This window comes from Bowmanella yangjiangensis, assembly GCF_018531185.1.
In the GTDB taxonomy this organism is placed as follows: domain Bacteria; phylum Pseudomonadota; class Gammaproteobacteria; order Enterobacterales; family Alteromonadaceae; genus Bowmanella; species Bowmanella yangjiangensis.
In genome coordinates, this window is record NZ_JAHDJU010000003.1 from 302,448 (window position 1) to 321,242 (window position 18,795).

An 18,795-nucleotide genomic window follows, 5' to 3' on the forward strand; every position below is an offset into this window, starting at 1 on the left:
CCCCTATTACTTCTTGCTGGCCGCAATCAATTCGATGAAATGGTCAAACAATGGTGCAGCATCGTGCGGTCCCGGGCTGGCTTCAGGGTGTCCCTGGAAGCTGAAGGCCGGTTTGTCGGTACGATGAATACCCTGAATGGTTTTATCGAATAAAGAGATATGCGTCACTTCCAGGTTGTCGGTGAGACTGTCTTCGTCTACCGCGAAACCGTGGTTCTGGCTGGTGATCATCACACGGCTGTTAGGAATATCCTTCACCGGATGGTTAGCGCCGTGGTGACCATGTTTCATCTTGATGGTCTTGGCACCACTGGCCAGTGCCAGCAACTGATGCCCCAGACAGATACCGAATACCGGAATATCTTTGTCCAGAATGGCTTTGATAGCGTCAATTGCGTAAGTACAAGGTTCCGGGTCACCAGGGCCATTGGACAGGAACACCCCGTCAGGATTCAGCGCCAGGACGTCTTCAGCAGAGGTTTGTGCGGGCACTACGGTTAGCTTACAGCCACGGTCAACCAGCATACGCAGAATATTCAACTTGGCACCGAAATCATAGGCGACGACATGGAAAGGCAGATCCTGACGATTTTCATCATGACCTTTACCTAAACGCCAGGAGCCGTGATTCCACACGAAGGCTTCTTTGGTCGATACCACTTTGGCCAAATCCATGCCTTTAAGTCCTGGAAAGCCTTTCGCTGCCGCTAAAGCTTTCGCTTCATCCAGGTTATCACCGGCCACAATACAACCGTTTTGCGCGCCAGTGGTACGCAGAATGCGTGTCAGGCGGCGCGTATCAATGTCGGCGATACCGAGAATATTGTGCTGCTTAAGATAATCTGAAAGGCTTTGCTGGTTGCGGAAGTTACTGGCAATGAGGGGAAGATCTCTGATGATCAGGCCTTTGGCCCAAATACTGGTGGATTCCTGATCTTCTTCGTTCGTCCCGGTGTTGCCGATATGGGGATAGGTCAGTGTTACTATCTGTTCCGCATAGGACGGGTCGGTAAGGATCTCCTGATATCCTGTCATGGCGGTATTAAACACCACCTCTCCAACAGCAATACCTTCGGCTCCGATGGCGGTCCCTTTGAAAACTGTACCGTCTTCAAGGACCAAAAGGGCGGATTTAGTCAAGTCAACCTCCTATTCGCTATCCATATCCCGTTAACTAAGCAATATGGATATTTTGGCAACCTAAAAAAAACGGGTGTAAATTGCTAATTTACATCCCGTTTACTTGTTTTGCTGGCTCTGCAAGCCGGATTCCCCCGGTAAAAAGCAAAATTTTGGCAAATTCTTAGTAGTCTACATTAGTTTGCTTAATTCGTCTATTCTGAATTAGAAATATTATACAAATGGGGCTTTAATCATAAATTCTTGTCTAAACACACAAAAACACAAGTAATTGCTAGAATGCCTATGCTTTTTCTTCTCTCCCATAGAAACATTTTGCCCAGCGTGAACCACATAATGTATCTCTAATTATCACCGTTACTTAACGATCGATTGAGTCATCAGGCTCTTCGGCTATGACGTTGCTCAATACAGCTAAAGCGCCACACTTGCCCGCCCAAATACCCAAACAGGCCATTCTTTTACTTTATCCAGCTTGCATACGTATTCATGGCGTAAATGGCTAAGTCATGCTTGTGCGGTGAGTTTTTGTTCAACTAAGGTCAGCAACTTGTAGCAATTTTGTTAACTCACTATTCAACAAATGGAGTGTCCAGTGAAAGCATATTCAACCCTGTTATTGCCCTTGTGTTTACTCGCGGCGGCCCCCGGCCAGGCAGCGATGATTGGCAATGGCGATTTTCAAAGCTGCGATTTTAGTCACTGGCAGCAAGATACCGACGGGCTCGGCTCACCCAGTGCAGGCCAGGACTTTACGATTGAAAATCAGGCAGGAAACTGCCGAGCTTTGTTAAGCGTGGATGATGGCCAGAGCACCCAGGCATTCTTCGCCAACACCCTTTATCAGGAATTGGACTTGCAAGTGCAGACGGGAGAACAGCTCTGGTTGAGTTTTGACTGGCATTTCTTTGGCAACGATGGCGATCCGCAATTAGGTGACTACTTTAATGTTGGGCTAAATGATGGCCTGGGCAACTTATATGGCGCAGATGGCTTGTCTGGGGTTTTATTACAATCATCCACTTATGCCGCCGGCACATTCAGCATAATGCTGGACAACAGTTTCTATAATCAAACCGGCTGGTTTTTAGACTTCACATTGCAAGAAGGTGCGGTCATTGGCGACGGACTATTCTCGACGCTGGCCATCGATAATGTGCAGCTAAACACCTTTGTGTCATCTATTAATGAACCCGGCCTCCCCCTTCTGATGTTGGCAGGTGCCGCGGCCTTATGTGTACGCAGAAGGAGAGCACAATGAAAACCCGCCTGATAGGATTCTTACTCTGCGTGTTGTCACTGCCTGTCCTCGCGCAGTGGCAAATACAATCCCAAGCTCATTTCAGCTACGCCACAAAACCGTTATTTGATCGGGTGAATCGTCAGTATGTCAGCCAAGTCACACTGACCAACCAAGGTACTGAGCTTATATCAGGGCCGATGCGCGTGCTGATCGAAAACACCAGCCACAGCATTCTCAACAGCAGCGGTGAGGTAGAAGGCAAGCCCTATATTGACCTGAATGTGAACAGCCTGGCTGCCGGACAAAGTACAGAATTCAGCATTCAGTTGGCCCTAAGCCGCGTCCCCCTCGCGTTAACTTTAGCGCTGCAAAGCCAAGCCATAGGTACAGGCTTGGTGCTTGGCGAACATCAGATTGCGATATTTTATCAACGCGACGATCAAGACTATAACGGCTGGGGCCTGCATTTATGGAATGGTGAAGGCTGTGGTAACTATGCAGCTCCGACCACAGATGCCCCTTATTTTAATAACTGGTCAACGCCTTACCCTGCAGATGGGATACATCCGGACTATGGTGCTTACTACATTCTAAACATTGAACCTGGTGCCAATTGCTACAACTTCATAATTCATAAGGGCAACGACAAGGCACTCGGCCCGGACAACAGTCGCTTTGAGCCACAAAAAGGCAACCAGGCCTTTACCTTTGATGGCTATCCTGAGATTTGGTATCAGCCTATCATCCAGCGTCCACTATTCCTTGATGGTGCCCGCGCACATTGGCAGGCCACCGATACCCTGCTTTGGGCAACAGACGACGCAGCCGAATATCGGTTGTATTACAGTCACTCAGCAAACCTCTCTCCCCTTGATACCAGCATATTGGCAAACCTTGCCTTTATTCCATTACAGCCTGCAACGGTCAGTCCGCAGTTCTACCAACAAGATCCACATCTGGGCGGATTCAAAGGATTCAACTTATCGGTCACAGACGCGCAAGCCAAGTCTCTGATAAAGGCACAACTCGTGGCCGTGGCTTTGGACAATACAGGCAACCTGGTTGATATCACCCGTGTGCAAATTGGTAGATTGCTGGACCATCTGTACACGCGAAACGAGGCGGATGCCGATGAATCGGCACTCGGTCTCACCTATGCCGGTGACCAAGTAACAGTATCGGTTTGGGCCCCTACCGCCAGGCAACTGTCGCTACAGGTTTTTGATCAGGCCAAAAGCTTGCTGAATAGTCACGAGATGCACAAAGACGAACACACCGGTATTTGGACATACAGCGCCAACAAAGCCAGTCTGGATCGCCATTTCTATCGGTTTGAGATTGAGGTCTTTCACCCTGCTACCGATGCCATTGAAACCCTGATTGCCACCGACCCATACAGCGTCAGTTTGTCCACTAACGGCCAGTACAGCCAATTTGTTAACCTTGAAGACAATGACCTGAAACCGAACAATTGGGACGGTCATATGGTCCCTGAGGTCAGTGTGCCGGAGGCGAATGTGATTTATGAAACCCATATTCGAGACTTCAGTATATGGGATGAAAGCGTCAGTCAGCAAAACCGCGGAAAATACCTGGCATTTACCGAAATTAACAGCCAATCGGTACAACATCTTCAGCGTTTACAACAAGCAGGGCTGACTCATATTCATCTGCTGCCGGCCAACGACATCGCCTCAATTGAGGAAGATAGCTCGCAACGAGTCGACATTAACGATAGCGTAGGCCGTCTATGTCAATTCAATGCCAATGCGCCGGTTTGTGGGGTAGAAGATCCCAACCGCTCACTACTTGAAGTATTCACCAGCTATAGTCCAGATAGTGCCGATGCCCAGGCGCTGGTTGATGCCATGCGCGCTTTGGATGGCTTTAACTGGGGTTATGATCCTCAGCATTTTGCTGCACCAGAAGGTAGCTACGCCAGTGACCCTGACGGGCCCGCCCGTATTCTTGAAATGCGAGCCATGAACCAGGCCTTACACAGTATGGGGCTGCGCGTGGTTTTGGATGTGGTATACAACCATACCGCCTCATCAGGCCTCAATAACAACGCGGTGCTGGACAAGCTGGTACCCGGTTACTATCAGCGCCTTAACGAGTACAGTGGCCGGATTGAAAACTCAACCTGCTGTGAAAATACCGCGACCGAAATGCGTATGATGGCAAAACTAATGAATGACTCATTAGTGATCTTTGCCGAGCAATTCGGCTTCGATGGTTTTCGTTTTGATCTCATGGGACATATCCCCCGCCAGGCCATACTTGATGCCCGCGATGCCGTCAGAGCTGTGGATCCCGACACCTATTTTTACGGCGAAGGCTGGAACTTTGGTGAGGTCACAGACAACAGGCGATTTGTCCAAGCCTCGCAATTGGCCATGGCAGGGACCGAAGTCGGAACCTTTTCTGATCGTCAGCGCGAGGCCCTTAGAAGTGGCGACTTGTTCGTCGCCAATGGCAGCTTACATCAGCAAGATACGGCCCGAATTGGCCTGGTTGGCAATATCAGTAGTTTCGCCTTCGAAGCAGCCAGTGGCAGCTATCTGTCAGCCCATGAATACCAGTGGAATGGCCAGCCAGCTGGATATGCCGATGATCCCGCTGATACAGTTAACTACGTATCTAAGCACGATAACGAAACACTTTGGGATAAGCTGCAACTGGTTCTACCCGCCCAGTTGAATGCACAAGAGCGGGTCCGTATTCAGGCTCAGGCACTTAGCTTTCCACTGCTTAGTCAGGGTATACCCTTCTTGCATTTTGGCTCTGAATTACTGCGCTCAAAGTCCATTGATCGCAATACATATGATTCGGGCGACTGGTTCAACCGGGTTGATGTCAGTATGCAAGACAATAACTGGAACATAGGCCTGCCCAGAGCCGCCGATAATCAGCAGAACTGGCCAGCAATCAGTGCCGCCAGTGCCAATCCCAATAGCCTGGTGGGCGCTACAGCCATTGCGCTTAGTGCCGCAATGTTCGAGGAGTTTTTGCAAATACGCACCAGCAGCCCTTTGTTTTCTCTGACCGATGCACAACAAGTTCGACAGCGGATTAAATTTCACAACACAGGCCCTAATCAGACACAAGGACTGATTGTAATGAGTCTGGATGACGGTATTGGCTTAGTGGATTTGGATCCGCAGTTGGATGCTATTGTGGTGGTGTTCAACAGCAGTAGTCACAGTCGGCAGTTTGCTGGTCCGGTAGCGGATGACTTTATTCTGCATCCATTACAGCAACTATCGCAGGACCAAATAGTCCAGCAAGCCAGTGCCATTGCCGGAGTGGTAACAGTGCCAGCTTATACAACGGCTGTGTTTGTTAAGCTCCAACAAGGCCAGCAAGGCGAAGGCATCAGCGCCCTACCTCCGTATGCAGAGCAAACCCTCTACTTGCGTGGCGACTTCAATAACTGGGATACCTCGACACCTTTTCAGTATCAAGGAAACAACCGTTACCTACTACAAACTACTTTGGATGCGGGTCAGTTTGAATTCAAGATAGCCGATACGCATTTTGACATGGCTAATTTAGGTGGAGGATTCGCGCTCACACTAGGTGCTACACAGACACTCTATCAGCAGGGTCATAACCTGAGTCTGAGCATTCCGCAAAGTGGAGACTACCGATTCGAACTGGTGGCAGACGATCCAATCAGTCCACAGTTGACCGTAACGGCAAGCGATCCAGGCAGCATTCCTGCACCTTACGGTAGCCATGTGCTTTACCTAAGAGGCAGCCTTAATGGTTGGGGCACCAGCATGCCTTTGGCCTATGTGGGTGGAGGCGTTTACGAAGCCCTGTTAACTCTGCCAGCTGGCTCACATCAGGTTAAAGTGGCCGATGCGGATTGGGGGGCAAGTGGCGGGGCAAATCTGGGTGGTGCCTGGCAGATTGCGTCAGGGGACACTGTGGCTTTGCAGCCCGGCTCCAATGATAACCTGATGCTGATATTAGCCAATACCGGCGAGTACCGGATTAGCCTGAATGCCAACAACCTAAGTGCACCACTACTGAGTATAAGTATGCCTTAGGTGCTGTAAACACGGATACCGTTCAGTTAGGCCAGAGGCTTGAGCGGTATCCTGACCTGCTATCTATTCCCATCGACTGATAGAAGCTTCTATACCATCAATAAAACAGGGACTACCCTTCCAGCCCTAACACCTGCTGCATATTATATAAACCGGCCGGTTTATCTTTAAGCCAAAGCGCCGCGCGAACCGCTCCTTTGGCAAAGGTCAGCCGGCTGCTGGCTTTATGGGTAAGCTCAATGCGCTCACCAATATCAGCGAACATGGCGGTATGCTCCCCTACTACATCACCGGCACGTATGGTGGCAAAGCCGATTTGTTGCTGGGGTCTGACGCCGGTATGACCCTCTCGCCCGTATACTGCGCATTGATTCAAATCCCAGTTGAGCTCATCGGCAATGGCCTCTCCCATTGCCATGGCAGTACCAGAAGGAGCATCGAGTTTATTGCGGTGATGAGCTTCCCATATTTCAATATCGCAGCTATGCCCCATTACTCTGGCGGTTTGCTTTAAGAGATTCAGCAGCAGGTTAACACCCACGCTGTAGTTAGCGGCAAACACCACAGGGATCTTTTTAGCAGCTTGATGCAGCATGTCCAACTGTTGTGGGCTCAATCCTGTGGTGCCGATAACAACAGGTTTATTCTGCGCGACACACCAATTGAGGTTAGCTTCCAGCGCTGCGGGTAAGGTAAAGTCAATCATCACATCAAGATTGGCGGCTTGCTCGTCGGGTCTGTCGCTGACGGCCAAGCCCAATTTGCCGATCCCAGCCAGTTCACCAACATCCATTCCCAGCCAGTCAGAGCCGCTGCGTACCAGCGCTGCACTCAGGCTAGCTTCAGGCTCTTGTTGCACGGCATCAATTAACACTCTGCCCATGCGACCATTGGCACCAAATATCCCCACATTCATGCTATTTCAATCCGATTCTTTGACCTGGCTGGGATTGTGCCTTAATTTCATGCGCCAGTCAGCCATCTAAACGTCCATATAAATTACTGATTTGGGAATAAGCATCGAAGATGGGCTGAACTAAGGCCTTGGGAGGCGCATCAGCGCCTGAATGTCGCCCTTCTTTTGCATCACTATCAAATGCTGGTTAAAGGCTTTGATGATGTCGGGATCCCAAGCGGCGGCTGGGTAAGTTTGCTTGGCAAACAGGGGGTGAATTCGAATCTGACCCTCGCCGTACATTTTTCGGCTATGATATTCCAGCACTAATTTATCGCCGACAACCAGGTCAACTTTGCCGCTAAACAGCAAATCAAACTGACGATCCCGCTCCACCATTTCCAGATAATTCTGCGGTTTCAGGGCCAGAGCAAAAGGCTCACCCAGTACATCTATGGCTTTTTGATAGGCCACCACGCGCTTGTCGCCCAAATCGGACAATTGCGCTACATTCAAGTTTGCACTGGTCAAACTGGCCGCGATATCCTGGATCTCCATATACGGCAGACTCTTATGTGCGCCGGGTATGTCGAAGGCAATAGGGCTGGCAAAATCCAGCTCGCGTGCCTTGAATTTTTGCAACATGCGCTCATGAGAAAAAAGCTCAATTTGGACCTGATAACCGGCCGCAGACAGGGCCTGGAACACAATGTCGTGATCAATACCCTGCAATACGCCTTGTTCATTGGAATAAGCCCAGGGAGCGGAATAGTTCAATCCGACCCGAACGATGCGTTCAGATGCCACACTGCTGGCAACCCAACAGAACAATGCCAATAACAATCCCCTTCGCACCTTACAACTCCAGAAAAAACGCGTCAGTTAATCGGTAGAGAATGAGAAAACAGCCAGGGAAGCAATTCTGGTTCAGCAAAGGCATTGTTCCAACTGTCATGACCCACCTCAGGATACCAAGTTACTCTAGCCTTCCCACCAGCGGCGCCAATAGCGTCAGACATTATCTGCGTATACTTAGCATCCACTACCTTATCCTGATTACCATGGAACAACCAAAATGGCATGTCTTTTCGATACGTATCGGCAAAAGCTGCGTCCCCAGCACCACATATAACTACCGCAGCCGCAAACATATCAGGCTTGTGATAGAGTATTTCGAATGTCCCCATACCTCCCATGGACAAGCCACTTACGTATACTCTTTTGTCATCTACATAGGGTCTTGCGGTCCAGTCTTCCATCAAAGCAATAGTCTTTGCCATAACCGCTGTTGGAGTTGGACTGGAGGAAAAAACCAAGCTTAAAGGCTGTGTACTGCGATCAATATTTACATTAGCCCAATACTGCTCTTTTGGAACCTGTGGGAAAATTACAATAGCAGGATATTTTGTTCTCACGCTTTCTTCGGTGAACAACGCGGCACCATGGGTAAGCTGCTGGGTGTTGTCATTCCCCCGCTCGCCTGCACCATGTAAAAAGAGTACTAAGGGATACCGTTTATTTGCATCAAAATCCTTTGGATACAGCACCCTGTAAGGTAGTTCACTACCATTATGCTGATACACAAGAGGCTGATAAAGGTCTTGCTCCTTCGCCTTCAACCCAAACCCTAATAAAACTAAGATACTTGTGATTAATATACGCATGCTTTCCTTTTCGTAATTTTTTTACAACTCCCAAACATGTTACGACAAATAAAAAAGCCCCGCAAACTGAACGGGGCTTTCAAATAACTAATAATTTTAGTTAGTTAAGTCGTCGAAAAACTTCTTAACGCCGTCGAAAAAACCTTTTTCCTTGGGGCGGAATTTAGCCGCTTCGTCACCGGTGCCCATGGATTTATCCAGCTCTTCAAGCAACTCTTTCTGACGACTGGTCAGGTTGACCGGGGTTTCCACCACCACCTTACACATTAAGTCGCCTACCGAGCCGCTGCGTACCGATTTAACCCCTTTGCCGCGCAAACGGAACATACGACCAGTCTGGGTTTCAGGGGCAATTTTTAGCTTCACCTTGCCGTCCAGGGTCGGCACTTCAATCTCGCCCCCCAGGGCAGCACGGGTGAAACTAATAGGCACTTCGCAATACAGGTTGTTGCCGTCGCGAACAAAAATCGGGTGATCTTTAATATGCACCTGCACATACAAGTCTCCCGCCGGTCCGCCCATTTCCCCTGCTTCGCCTTCGCCGCTTAAGCGAATACGATCACCGGTATCCACCCCTGCCGGTACTTTAACCGATAGGGTCTTGGTTTTTTCTACGCGGCCATGGCCATGACACTTACGGCAAGGATCGGCAATGATCTTGCCCCGTCCGGAACAGGTAGGACAGGTTTGCTGCACAGCAAAAAAGCCCTGACGCATCTGCACCTGACCCTGACCATGACAGGTTGGACAAGTGGTCGGCGAGGTACCTTTTTTCGCACCAGAACCATCGCACTCATCACAGCCCACCAAGGTAGGCACTTTGATTTCTACGTTCTTGCCCCGGACCGCATCTTCCAGAGACATTTCCAGGTTGTACCTGAGATCTGAACCCTGACGAGCACGGGACTGGCGGCGTCCACCGCCAAAAATATCACCAAATACATCACCAAAGATGTCGCCAAAATCCGCATGGCCGCCATGCCCACCGCCGCCGAGGTTAGGGTCAACCCCGGCATGGCCAAATCTGTCATAGGCAGCGCGTTTTTGTTCGTCGGTCAGGACTTCATAAGCTTCCTGAATTTCCTTGAACTTCTCTTCCAATGCCTTATCGCCCTGAGTGCGGTCAGGGTGATATTTCATTGCCAGGCGTTTATAAGCCTTTTTGATGTCTCGCTCGGCGGCGTCTTTCGCCACGCCCAGCACTTCGTAATAGTCTCGTTTGGACATATTGCTCACTAGCTCCCGAATACAGCTAAATGGGGCCAGCGTAAAATTAACAAGTTACCTTTGGCTAACAGAGTAATTTTACGCTGACCCCACTTAAGCGTGGCCGCATAGGCGGCCACGTTAACAGGACACAAGATTATTATTTCTTGTCGTCTTTGACTTCTTCGAACTCGGCGTCCACAACATCGTCATCCGTGGCTTTTGCAGAAGCCTGACCTTCACCCTCGGCTTGACCTTGGGCAGCTTTGGCCTGAGCGACTTCCATCAATTTGCCGGACGCTTCAATCAAGGCCTGAGTTTTGGCTTCGATTTCTTCTTTGTCCGTACCTTTGATGGCCGTTTCCAGTGCTGACAGGGCTTCTTCAATCTTAGCCTTGTCATCTGCGCCCAAGGCTTCACCGGCTTCTTCTACCTGTTTACGGGTAGCATGCACCAGGCCGTCAGCTTGGTTGCGGGTTTGCACCAGTTCTTCAAACTTCTTGTCGGCTTCAGCATTAGCTTCTGCGTCCTGAACCATCTTGTTGATCTCATCCTCAGACAAACCGCTGGAAGCCTGGATAGTGATCTTCTGTTCTTTACCTGTGTCTTTGTCTTTAGCAGACACGTGCAAGATACCGTCCGCGTCGATATCGAAGGTCACTTCGATTTGCGGTTGACCACGCATGGCAGCACGGATACCTTCCAGGTTGAACTGACCCAGTGATTTGTTACCAGAGGCTTGCTTACGCTCGCCTTGCAGTACGTGTACCGTTACTGCGGACTGGTTATCTTCGGCAGTTGAGAACACCTGCGACTTCTTAGTCGGAATAGTGGTGTTTTTCTCAATCAGCTTAGTCATTACGCCGCCCATGGTTTCGATACCCAAAGACAGAGGGGTAACATCCAACAGTAATACGTCGGTCACATCACCGGCCAGTACACCACCCTGAATTGCAGCACCTACAGCTACCGCTTCATCTGGGTTTACGTCTTTACGCGGCTCTTTACCAAAGAACTCAGTCACGTATTTCTGTACCAGTGGCATACGAGTTTGACCACCGACCAGGATGATATCGTGGATATCACCAACAGACAGGTCAGCATCAGCCAAGGCTTGCTTCACTGGCTCCAAAGACGCCTTAACCATGTCTTCAACCAAAGATTCCAGCTTGGCACGGGTTACCTTGATGGTCAGGTGCTTAGGACCTGAAGCATCAGCCGTAATATACGGCAGGTTCACTTCAGTTTGCTGGGCTGAAGACAGCTCAATCTTGGCTTTTTCACCGGCTTCTTTCAGACGCTGCATAGCCAGCGGGTCTTTACGCAGGTCTATGCCCTGCTCTTTCTTGAATTCATCAACCAGATAAGTGATCAGGCGGTTGTCGAAGTCCTCACCACCTAAGTGAGTGTCACCGTTGGTCGCCAGTACTTCAAAAGTGTGCTCGCCTTCAACTTCATCAATCTCGATGATGGAGATATCAAAAGTACCACCGCCCAAGTCGTATACGGCAACAACGTTGTCGCCTTTCTTACGATCCATACCGTAAGCCAAGGCTGCGGCGGTAGGTTCGTTGATAATACGTTTTACTTCCAGACCGGCGATACGGCCAGCATCTTTAGTCGCCTGACGCTGTGAGTCATTAAAGTAAGCAGGTACGGTAATAACCGCGGCAGTTACTTCTTCGCCCAGATAATCCTCGGCGGTCTTCTTCATCTTTTTCAGCACTTCAGCAGAGATCTGCGGAGGCGCCATTTTCTTATCGTTCACATCGACCCAGGCGTCACCGTTGTCGGCCTTAATAATGCCAAATGGCATGATGTCGATATCGCGCTGAACTTCTTTATCTTCCCAACGACGCCCAATTAAACGCTTAATAGCGAACAAGGTGTTCTTAGGGTTAGTGACCGCCTGACGCTTGGCTGGCTGACCAACCAAGGTTTCACCATCTTTAGTGAAGGCGATGATGGAGGGGGTAGTACGATCCCCTTCCGCATTTTCAATTACACGAGGTTTGTCACCGTCTAACACGGCAACACAAGAGTTGGTTGTACCCAAGTCAATACCAATGATTCTGCCCATGACGTTACTCCGAAAATTCGTTTAAAAACTTATGCTTTCTTTGTGGGGTTTGGCTCGATTGTTTTCAACAAGCGGGCGAAAAAAATTCCCCAAATAAAATGTGTTTATTCGTGAATAATTACACTTGTACGTCCACGCCACCTTCAGGTGCACGAGACACCATGACCATAGCCGGACGTAACAAACGACCATTAATTTCATAACCTTTCTGCATGACTGCTATAACTGAATTAGGCTCAAGCTCGGCACTTTCCTGCATGCCCATGGCTTGATGCAATTCCGGGTTGAACGGCTGTCCTTGCGGATCAATCACCGTCATGCCGAATTTTTCAATAGTCGCAATAAAGGACTTGTGGGTAATGGCGACCCCTTCAACCAGTGACTTAACCGCATCATTGGAGGCATCAGCAACTTGCAGCGCGCGCTCCAGATTATCAATAACGGTTAACAGTTCACCGGCAAATCGCTCAAGCGCAAACTTTCTGGCTTTGTCCACTTCAGCCTCAGCGCGCTTACGGGCATTTTCCATGTCCGCTCTGGCCCGCAGTACAGAATCTTTCTGCTCTGCCAGATTCGATTCTGCTTGTGCCAGGGCATTTTCCAATTCAACAATGCGCTGTTGCTCAGGAGTTTGTTCTGATTGAACTTGCTCTTGAATAACCTCTTCTTGCGCCTGCTGTTCTTGTTGTGGCTGCTGCTCGGTGCTCATTCGCCTCTCCGTAATACCTAAAAGAATGCCAAAAACGATTGGGTAAATGGGGGTGGCAGGTTGTGATTCAAGGGGTAAATCAACATTTCCATGCAAATTATCCGGTTATGCACTTTAAACAGCGACTTTTTGCCGGCTAACCCTTATTATTTTCAAGTAGATAGCATCCCTTTTTAGAACTTCCGAGCATGCACCAACATTTCGACTGTGTCGGCCTTATTGGCAAACCCCACCATCAGGGCACGAGTGAAACCCTTCAAGCCCTCTATGCGTATTTACGCAGCAAAGGCAAACGTGTACTAGTGGAAGAACGTGTTGCCAGCGAATTGAATGTGGAAACACCGGAAGTGATGGACTTGGTTGCTATTGGCGAGCATGCCGATTTAGCCATAGTTGTGGGCGGCGATGGCAATATGCTGGGTGCGGCACGCGTATTATCGCGCTTTAATATCGGGGTGGTCGGCGTTAACCGCGGTAATCTGGGTTTTTTGACCGATATTCACCCAGATAACATCACCACAGAGTTAGATGGCATATTTGCCGGAGACTATGCCACCGAACAGCGCTTTTTACTGGAAGTGGAAGTATTCCGTCATGGGCAGCTTAAAAGCAGCAATGCCGCCGTGAATGAAGCCGTGCTCCACCACGGCAAAGTGGCGCATATGATGGAATTTGAGGTACATATTGATGAGCAGTTTGTATTCAGCCAACGCTCTGACGGTTTAATTGTGGCAACCCCTACTGGGTCAACCGCCTACTCTCTGTCAGGTGGCGGCCCTATTATGACGCCCAATTTGGATGCGCTGTCCTTGGTTCCTATGTTTCCTCATACTCTTAGCAGCCGTCCCATTGTAGTGGATGCAAACAGTGTGGTACGCCTGGTGGTTTCCCACGACAACAGCGAAGCATTGCAAGTCAGTTGTGATGGCCACGTAGTACTCAGTGTATTGCCAGGGGACGAGATTCAACTGCGTAAAAACCCCTATACACTGCGTTTAATCCACCCTAAAAGTTATAACTATTTTAACGTTCTACGTACCAAACTCGGTTGGGGAAGTAAGCTCTATTAGGCCGAGAGATGGTACGTAGAATATTTTTCCATCACCATCTGGACAAGTCAAAATTACTGTATATAGTTACAGCTAACTGTATGGATAAACAGGTGACTATATGCTGCTTCAACTCTCTATACGCAACTTTGCTATTGTCCAGTCGCTGGATATTGAACTACAAAGCGGAATGACCGCCATTACAGGCGAAACCGGTGCAGGTAAATCTATTGCCATTGATGCATTAAGTCTGTGTCTAGGCGATCGAGCAGAAGCCAGCATGGTAAGAAAAGGCGCCGATAAAGCGGAAATTACCGCCTGTTTTGGCTTGCACAATCTCCCCTTAGCGCAGCAATGGCTTGCCACGCAAGAGCTACAAGAAGATGAACCAGAATGCGTAATTCGCCGAGTAATCTCTGCGGAAGGCCGCTCCAAGGCTTATATCAATGGCGCACCAGTTTCCTTACAGCAGCTCAAAAGTCTGGGGCAATATCTGGTAAGTATTCATGGCCAACATGCCCATCAGCAATTGCTAAAGGCAGACGTGCAAAGAGAATTGCTGGATAGTTATGCCAACCACCCTAACTTGCAGCAAGAACTGACCAAGCGTTACCAACTATTGCTGGATACCCGCAAACAATATCAGCAATTGCAGGATAATCAGCAGCATCGGGAAGCTCGGCGACAACTGTTGGAATACCAGGTTCAGGAACTGGACGAATTTGCCATTGAAGATGGTGAATTTGAACAGCTCGAAATCGAGCACAAGCGTTTAAGCCATAGCCAATCTCTGTTGGAGCAATCTCAGCTTAGCTTCCATCAGCTCTATGATGCTGACGATATTAATGCCTTATCTATTATCCAACACGCTATCGACAGGTTGTCAGAACTACAAGCTCACGATGCCAGTCTGACACCTATTATTGAGTTGCTTTCTGAAGCCAATATCCAGGTGGATGAAGCGTCCCAACAACTTCGCGACTATATAGATGACCTGGAAGTTGATCCTTTCAGAATGCAGCAAGTAGAAGCGCGTTTTTCAAGAGCCATGGAATTGGCCAGAAAACACCAGGTTATGCCAGAAGGACTGTATGAATATCATCAGTCCCTGGCGCAGGAATTCTCACAATTACAGCAAGATGACAATCAATTAGAGGCCTTAGCGGCTACCTTGGAGCAACTTAGGCAGGATTACCTTCAAGCAGCAGAAACCTTAAGCCAATCACGACAAAAAGCGGCGACAAAGCTTGCAGATGAAGTACAGCGGGAAATCCGCCAAATGAACATGAATCAGGCGTGTTTTTCCATTCAGGTGCGCTTTGACTCACAGTTAGCGATCAGTCGTCACGGGCAGGATGTCATAGAGTTTATGGTCGCCACAAACCCCGGGCAGCCAGCAGATGCCCTGGAAAAAGTCGCCTCTGGTGGAGAGTTATCCCGTATTGGGCTGGCAGTGCAGGTTATTGCCAGCACTAACCATAAAGTGCCCACCATGATATTTGACGAAGTAGATACAGGCATTAGCGGACCAACAGCATCGGTAGTAGGCCAGCTACTCAGAAAACTGGGCAAGGATGCACAAGTGATGTGTGTGACTCACCTACCTCAGGTAGCCGCTTGTGCTCATCATCAAATGTTGGTGACAAAATTTAGTGATGGCAAAACCACTGAAACACACATGATTCCACTGGAGCAGCAGCAACGTATAGAGGAGCTGGCAAGGTTATTGGCAGGTGATAAGCTAACCGACACCGCTTTGGCTAATGCCAGGGAACTTTTGGGTCTGTAGTTTTTCCAATGCATTGAAAATTTGCTGATGATCCCCATTTATCAACCAGCGAATTATCAGTTTAGTGCGTGGAGGAGCCCGGAACAGGTTGATGCTGTTTCGGGCGCTTCTTTATCCGGTATTTCAGTGTAAGACTGAGCATAAAACCGACTAACTTTGATGTATGGAATTGGACAGCTACAAGCCAACTACGTTAGGATGCAGCCTTCCTCAGAGAACCAGAACAACATGAAGTACAAAAAACTCGCCATCAGCCTTATAGTGTTGGCCAGCCTGCAGGCTTGCAGTAGTTGGATTTACCGTATTGATATTCCTCAGGGTAACTACCTGGATCAAAAAGACGTAGACAAGCTGCGTATTCAGATGACCAAAGAACAGGTAATTTACATTCTTGGTCAACCTGTGGTGAATGATCCCTTCAATCAGGATAAATGGTACTACGTCTATACAATGAAACGTGGCATGAGTGATGAACATATTCGTAAAGAGCTCATCATCTATTTTGATGCAGGTAAGATAAGTAAAGTTGAAGGTGACTTTGACTTACCCGAGACGTTTAATACGCCCCTAGATCAATGATCCTCATTAGCACATCTTCCCGCTAATATTGGCAGGAAGATGTGTTGCTATTCAGCGAATAACGCTATTCCAGCTTTTGCCACACTTCATATTCCTTAACTCCATCGACTAAGCCTTTGTGGTGCCAGTACGTAATGGTACGTCCATACTCTTCTTTGTGCTCTAACCAGCCAGAGAACACAAAGGTTTTACCAATATGTTCAGACCGAGTGCCTTCTTTTATAGATTCGCTATACTGGCTACCTTCAACAATAAAATCTCCCGACAAATACCCCAGAAACACACCATTTTCAGTGTTCGTCAGTGAAAACTTATTATCCAAAACACTCTTTACCGCAACCAAACTACTATTATCTGCAAGTGAAACCTCACCATTATCTCTGGTGTATTGTCCTTTCACGAAATACCAGTTGCCGTTGTAAGGATTTGCTACCGCAGCGGTACTGAGCAAAATTGACAACATTACCAACCAACTTGATTTCATATTTCTTCCTTGTCTTTGATGGTGAGCGCAACACTAAACGCATCGTATGAGAACTTATTCTTGTCCAGAGCGAAGCGAATTAACTCTCCCACCTGTTACTTTATCTGCCCTGCCCTCGTCTTTAGCTTTCTCTGCCCGGCGGCGTCTGGCATCTTTGGGATCTGCGATTAATGGACGGTAAATGGCTATTCTATCGCCATCCTTTGGTTCGTCAGTGAGCTTACAAGTCCGGTACCATATGCCAACCTTGGCTTCATCCAGATTGATATCAGGAAAGCGTTTTAGTATTCCAGAAGCCTTAATAGCTTCATCAACTGTGCACCCTCTCTCTACTATCACTTCCAGTAGGGCTTGCTTATCAGGCAATGCGTAGGTTACTTCCAGACGAATCTGCTTTTCAGTCACGGTAAACCTCCTTGGCGCGTTCGGTAAATGCAGCCACCATATTACTGGCAATAGCCGAAAAAGCTTTGCCAAAAGCCATTTCTGCAAGTTTGCTAGAAAACTCAAACTCCAGGTTAAGTTCAATCTTGCAGGCTTGCTCAGACAGAGGAATAAAACGCCATCCTCCGCGCAAATGCGTAAATGGACCGTCCACAAGTTGCATCTGTATAAACTCGCCACGTTTTAGGTGATTCTGGGTCGTAAACCATTGCTTCAGCCCTCCTTTGCTAACAAGCAACGAGGCTTTCATAAAGTCATTATCTGCTTCTAAGATGCGGGTATCAGCACAACCGGGTAGGAAACGGGGATAAGCATTCACATCATTAACCAGATCAAACATGGATTCGGCACTGTAACCAACCAGTGCACTGCGATTCACGTTTGGCATCGATTCTCCTCTGTCTACCTTTTCTCAGGTATGCCAATGTCTGCAAAGAAATATTTTATGCGCTGTCGCAGACAAAAAAATTCGTTGCAGTATAATACGCGCCCATGAAAAAGAAGAACACCAAATCAAATCAAAGCAGCACCATAGCGCTGAACAGAAAAGCCAGGCATGAATACTTCCTTGAAGACAAATTCGAGGCAGGTATTTCCTTGCAGGGCTGGGAAGTTAAGAGTATCCGTGCCGGTAAGGCGAATCTCTCCGACGCTTACGTGATTATTCAGAACGGTGAGGCCTTTCTGCTGGGCTGTAAAATCCAGCCCTTAAAGGAAGCGTCCTCCCATGTAATTTGTGACCCGGATCGCAGCCGTAAGTTACTGCTGAATAAGCGCGAATTAAATCGTCTGTTGGGTGCCAGGGAGCAAAAAGGTTATTCCATAGTGGCGACCGCTATGTACTGGAAGAAATGCTGGGTAAAAGTGGAGATTTATCTGGCGAAGGGTAAACAAAGTCAGGATAAGCGCGACAGCATTAAGGACAGAGACTGGGCGCGTCAGAAAGAACGCCTGATGAAACACAAAAGCTGATTAACAATCAACCACTTGCAATAAGTTGAGAGACAAACATGATTTGCTTGTGCTATGATGTCAGCACTTGTCCTTAAAGGGCAATACGCTTTTCGGGGCTGATTTTGGATTCGACAGGATTCTGGACGCCCGAGGTGCATGCAGAGGTTGTGGCTGGCCTCTTAAAAAAGCCACTTTAAAGTAGTCGCAAACGACGAAAACTACGCTCTAGCCGCTTAATAACCGGTTTAGTGCCCTTCCACTCTGGCCTCGTCCATGGGTAGAGGTTCGGAAGGTCATCATCATGGACTAGCGAGGGAAACTTCCTGAGGTTGAACCGCGAAATAGTATCAGGACAGCTACAAGGAACCCTGTCTGCCGGGGTCCAACGTAGTTAAATAAAAGACAGACTAAGCATGTAGTACCGACGGTTGACGCTTTCTGGACGCGGGTTCAAGTCCCGCCAGCTCCACCAATAACAAACCCTGCACCGAAAGATGCGGGGTT

Annotated in this window: 16 protein-coding genes and 1 other RNA gene; 7 read left to right on the forward strand and 10 right to left on the reverse strand. The window is 48.5% G+C overall.

Features of this window, described 5'->3' with window-relative positions; translation table 11 throughout:
• Window positions 1–6: 6 nt before the first annotated feature.
• Window positions 7–1,140, reverse strand: a complete 1,134-nt coding sequence (gene carA / locus KJY73_RS16955) for a glutamine-hydrolyzing carbamoyl-phosphate synthase small subunit (protein ID WP_214344903.1) — start codon at window positions 1,138–1,140, stop codon at window positions 7–9.
• Window positions 1,141–1,735: 595 nt separating this feature from the next.
• On the opposite strand from carA, the gene KJY73_RS16960 reads away from it, so the two are divergent.
• Both KJY73_RS16960 and pulA read left to right on the forward strand, forming a co-directional pair.
• Window positions 1,736–2,401: a hypothetical protein gene (locus KJY73_RS16960; protein WP_214344904.1), complete on the forward strand. Its 666-nt coding sequence runs from the start codon at window positions 1,736–1,738 to the stop codon at window positions 2,399–2,401.
• Window positions 2,398–6,438: a pullulanase-type alpha-1,6-glucosidase gene (gene pulA / locus KJY73_RS16965; RefSeq protein ID WP_214344905.1), complete on the forward strand. Its 4,041-nt coding sequence runs from the start codon at window positions 2,398–2,400 to the stop codon at window positions 6,436–6,438. Before KJY73_RS16960 ends, pulA begins: the two co-directional genes overlap by 4 nt.
• Window positions 6,439–6,550: 112 nt before the next feature.
• Here pulA and dapB read toward each other — a convergent pair whose 3' ends face one another.
• The 6 genes from dapB to grpE form a co-directional block, all read right to left on the reverse strand.
• Window positions 6,551–7,354: a 4-hydroxy-tetrahydrodipicolinate reductase gene (dapB, locus tag KJY73_RS16970; RefSeq protein WP_214344906.1), complete on the reverse strand. Its 804-nt coding sequence runs from the start codon at window positions 7,352–7,354 to the stop codon at window positions 6,551–6,553.
• A gap of 120 nt (window positions 7,355–7,474) precedes the next feature.
• Window positions 7,475–8,188, reverse strand: coding sequence for a substrate-binding periplasmic protein (locus tag KJY73_RS16975; RefSeq protein ID WP_214344907.1), 714 nt, complete (start codon window positions 8,186–8,188; stop codon window positions 7,475–7,477).
• Window positions 8,189–8,211: 23 nt separating this feature from the next.
• Entirely contained in the window at window positions 8,212–8,997 is a 786-nt protein-coding gene (locus tag KJY73_RS16980; protein WP_214344908.1) for a carboxylesterase family protein, read from the reverse strand.
• 96 nt (window positions 8,998–9,093) lie between these two features.
• A complete protein-coding gene (gene dnaJ, locus KJY73_RS16985) occupies window positions 9,094–10,224 on the reverse strand; it encodes a molecular chaperone DnaJ (RefSeq protein WP_214344909.1) in 1,131 nt (376 codons plus the stop codon).
• A gap of 139 nt (window positions 10,225–10,363) precedes the next feature.
• Window positions 10,364–12,283 (reverse strand): molecular chaperone DnaK, encoded by a 1,920-nt coding sequence (dnaK, locus tag KJY73_RS16990; RefSeq protein WP_214344910.1) that lies wholly within the window; start codon window positions 12,281–12,283, stop codon window positions 10,364–10,366.
• 118 nt (window positions 12,284–12,401) lie between these two features.
• A complete protein-coding gene (grpE, locus tag KJY73_RS16995; protein WP_214344911.1) occupies window positions 12,402–12,992 on the reverse strand; it encodes a nucleotide exchange factor GrpE in 591 nt (196 codons plus the stop codon).
• Window positions 12,993–13,180: 188 nt separating this feature from the next.
• On the opposite strand from grpE, the gene nadK reads away from it, so the two are divergent.
• The 3 genes from nadK to KJY73_RS17010 all read left to right on the forward strand — a co-directional run bounded on the left by nadK (window position 13,181) and on the right by KJY73_RS17010 (window position 16,409).
• The gene (gene nadK, locus KJY73_RS17000) at window positions 13,181–14,062 is read left to right on the forward strand and encodes an NAD(+) kinase (RefSeq protein ID WP_214344912.1); all 882 of its coding nucleotides are present in this window, start codon (window positions 13,181–13,183) and stop codon (window positions 14,060–14,062) included.
• A gap of 100 nt (window positions 14,063–14,162) precedes the next feature.
• The gene (gene recN, locus KJY73_RS17005) at window positions 14,163–15,830 is read left to right on the forward strand and encodes a DNA repair protein RecN (RefSeq protein WP_214344913.1); all 1,668 of its coding nucleotides are present in this window, start codon (window positions 14,163–14,165) and stop codon (window positions 15,828–15,830) included.
• A 228-nt stretch (window positions 15,831–16,058) separates the two neighbouring features.
• Window positions 16,059–16,409, forward strand: coding sequence for an outer membrane protein assembly factor BamE (locus KJY73_RS17010; protein ID WP_206595937.1), 351 nt, complete (start codon window positions 16,059–16,061; stop codon window positions 16,407–16,409).
• 64 nt (window positions 16,410–16,473) lie between these two features.
• Here the strand turns inward: KJY73_RS17010 and KJY73_RS17015 are convergent, their stop codons facing one another.
• The 3 genes from KJY73_RS17015 to KJY73_RS17025 are packed head-to-tail and all read right to left on the reverse strand — an operon-like array spanning window position 16,474 to window position 17,725.
• Window positions 16,474–16,893, reverse strand: a complete 420-nt coding sequence (locus tag KJY73_RS17015; protein ID WP_214344914.1) for a hypothetical protein — start codon at window positions 16,891–16,893, stop codon at window positions 16,474–16,476.
• Between the two features lie 54 nt (window positions 16,894–16,947).
• Complete coding sequence (locus tag KJY73_RS17020; protein ID WP_206595938.1) at window positions 16,948–17,298, reverse strand: RnfH family protein; 351 nt, start codon at window positions 17,296–17,298, stop codon at window positions 16,948–16,950.
• A complete protein-coding gene (locus KJY73_RS17025) occupies window positions 17,291–17,725 on the reverse strand; it encodes a type II toxin-antitoxin system RatA family toxin (RefSeq protein ID WP_214344915.1) in 435 nt (144 codons plus the stop codon). Before KJY73_RS17025 ends, KJY73_RS17020 begins: the two co-directional genes overlap by 8 nt.
• A gap of 104 nt (window positions 17,726–17,829) precedes the next feature.
• On the opposite strand from KJY73_RS17025, the gene smpB reads away from it, so the two are divergent.
• Window positions 17,830–18,309: an SsrA-binding protein SmpB gene (gene smpB, locus KJY73_RS17030; RefSeq protein ID WP_214344916.1), complete on the forward strand. Its 480-nt coding sequence runs from the start codon at window positions 17,830–17,832 to the stop codon at window positions 18,307–18,309.
• A 94-nt stretch (window positions 18,310–18,403) separates the two neighbouring features.
• Window positions 18,404–18,763: a transfer-messenger RNA gene (ssrA, locus tag KJY73_RS17035) on the forward strand.
• The last annotated feature ends 32 nt before the right edge of the window (window positions 18,764–18,795 follow it).

What these genes read in the sequence shown, in the direction of transcription:
- pulA (WP_214344905.1), top strand. Translation starts at nt 2,398, where the DNA reads ATGAAAACCCGCCTGATAGGATTCTTACTCTGCGTGTTGTCACTGCCT.
- dapB (WP_214344906.1), bottom strand. Translation starts at nt 7,354, where the DNA reads ATGAATGTGGGGATATTTGGTGCCAATGGTCGCATGGGCAGAGTGTTA.
- KJY73_RS16980 (WP_214344908.1), bottom strand. Translation starts at nt 8,997, where the DNA reads ATGCGTATATTAATCACAAGTATCTTAGTTTTATTAGGGTTTGGGTTG.
- dnaJ (WP_214344909.1), bottom strand. Translation starts at nt 10,224, where the DNA reads ATGTCCAAACGAGACTATTACGAAGTGCTGGGCGTGGCGAAAGACGCC.
- dnaK (WP_214344910.1), bottom strand. Translation starts at nt 12,283, where the DNA reads ATGGGCAGAATCATTGGTATTGACTTGGGTACAACCAACTCTTGTGTT.
- grpE (WP_214344911.1), bottom strand. Translation starts at nt 12,992, where the DNA reads ATGAGCACCGAGCAGCAGCCACAACAAGAACAGCAGGCGCAAGAAGAG.
- nadK (WP_214344912.1), top strand. Translation starts at nt 13,181, where the DNA reads ATGCACCAACATTTCGACTGTGTCGGCCTTATTGGCAAACCCCACCAT.
- recN (WP_214344913.1), top strand. Translation starts at nt 14,163, where the DNA reads ATGCTGCTTCAACTCTCTATACGCAACTTTGCTATTGTCCAGTCGCTG.
- KJY73_RS17010 (WP_206595937.1), top strand. Translation starts at nt 16,059, where the DNA reads ATGAAGTACAAAAAACTCGCCATCAGCCTTATAGTGTTGGCCAGCCTG.
- KJY73_RS17015 (WP_214344914.1), bottom strand. Translation starts at nt 16,893, where the DNA reads ATGAAATCAAGTTGGTTGGTAATGTTGTCAATTTTGCTCAGTACCGCT.
- KJY73_RS17025 (WP_214344915.1), bottom strand. Translation starts at nt 17,725, where the DNA reads ATGCCAAACGTGAATCGCAGTGCACTGGTTGGTTACAGTGCCGAATCC.
- smpB (WP_214344916.1), top strand. Translation starts at nt 17,830, where the DNA reads ATGAAAAAGAAGAACACCAAATCAAATCAAAGCAGCACCATAGCGCTG.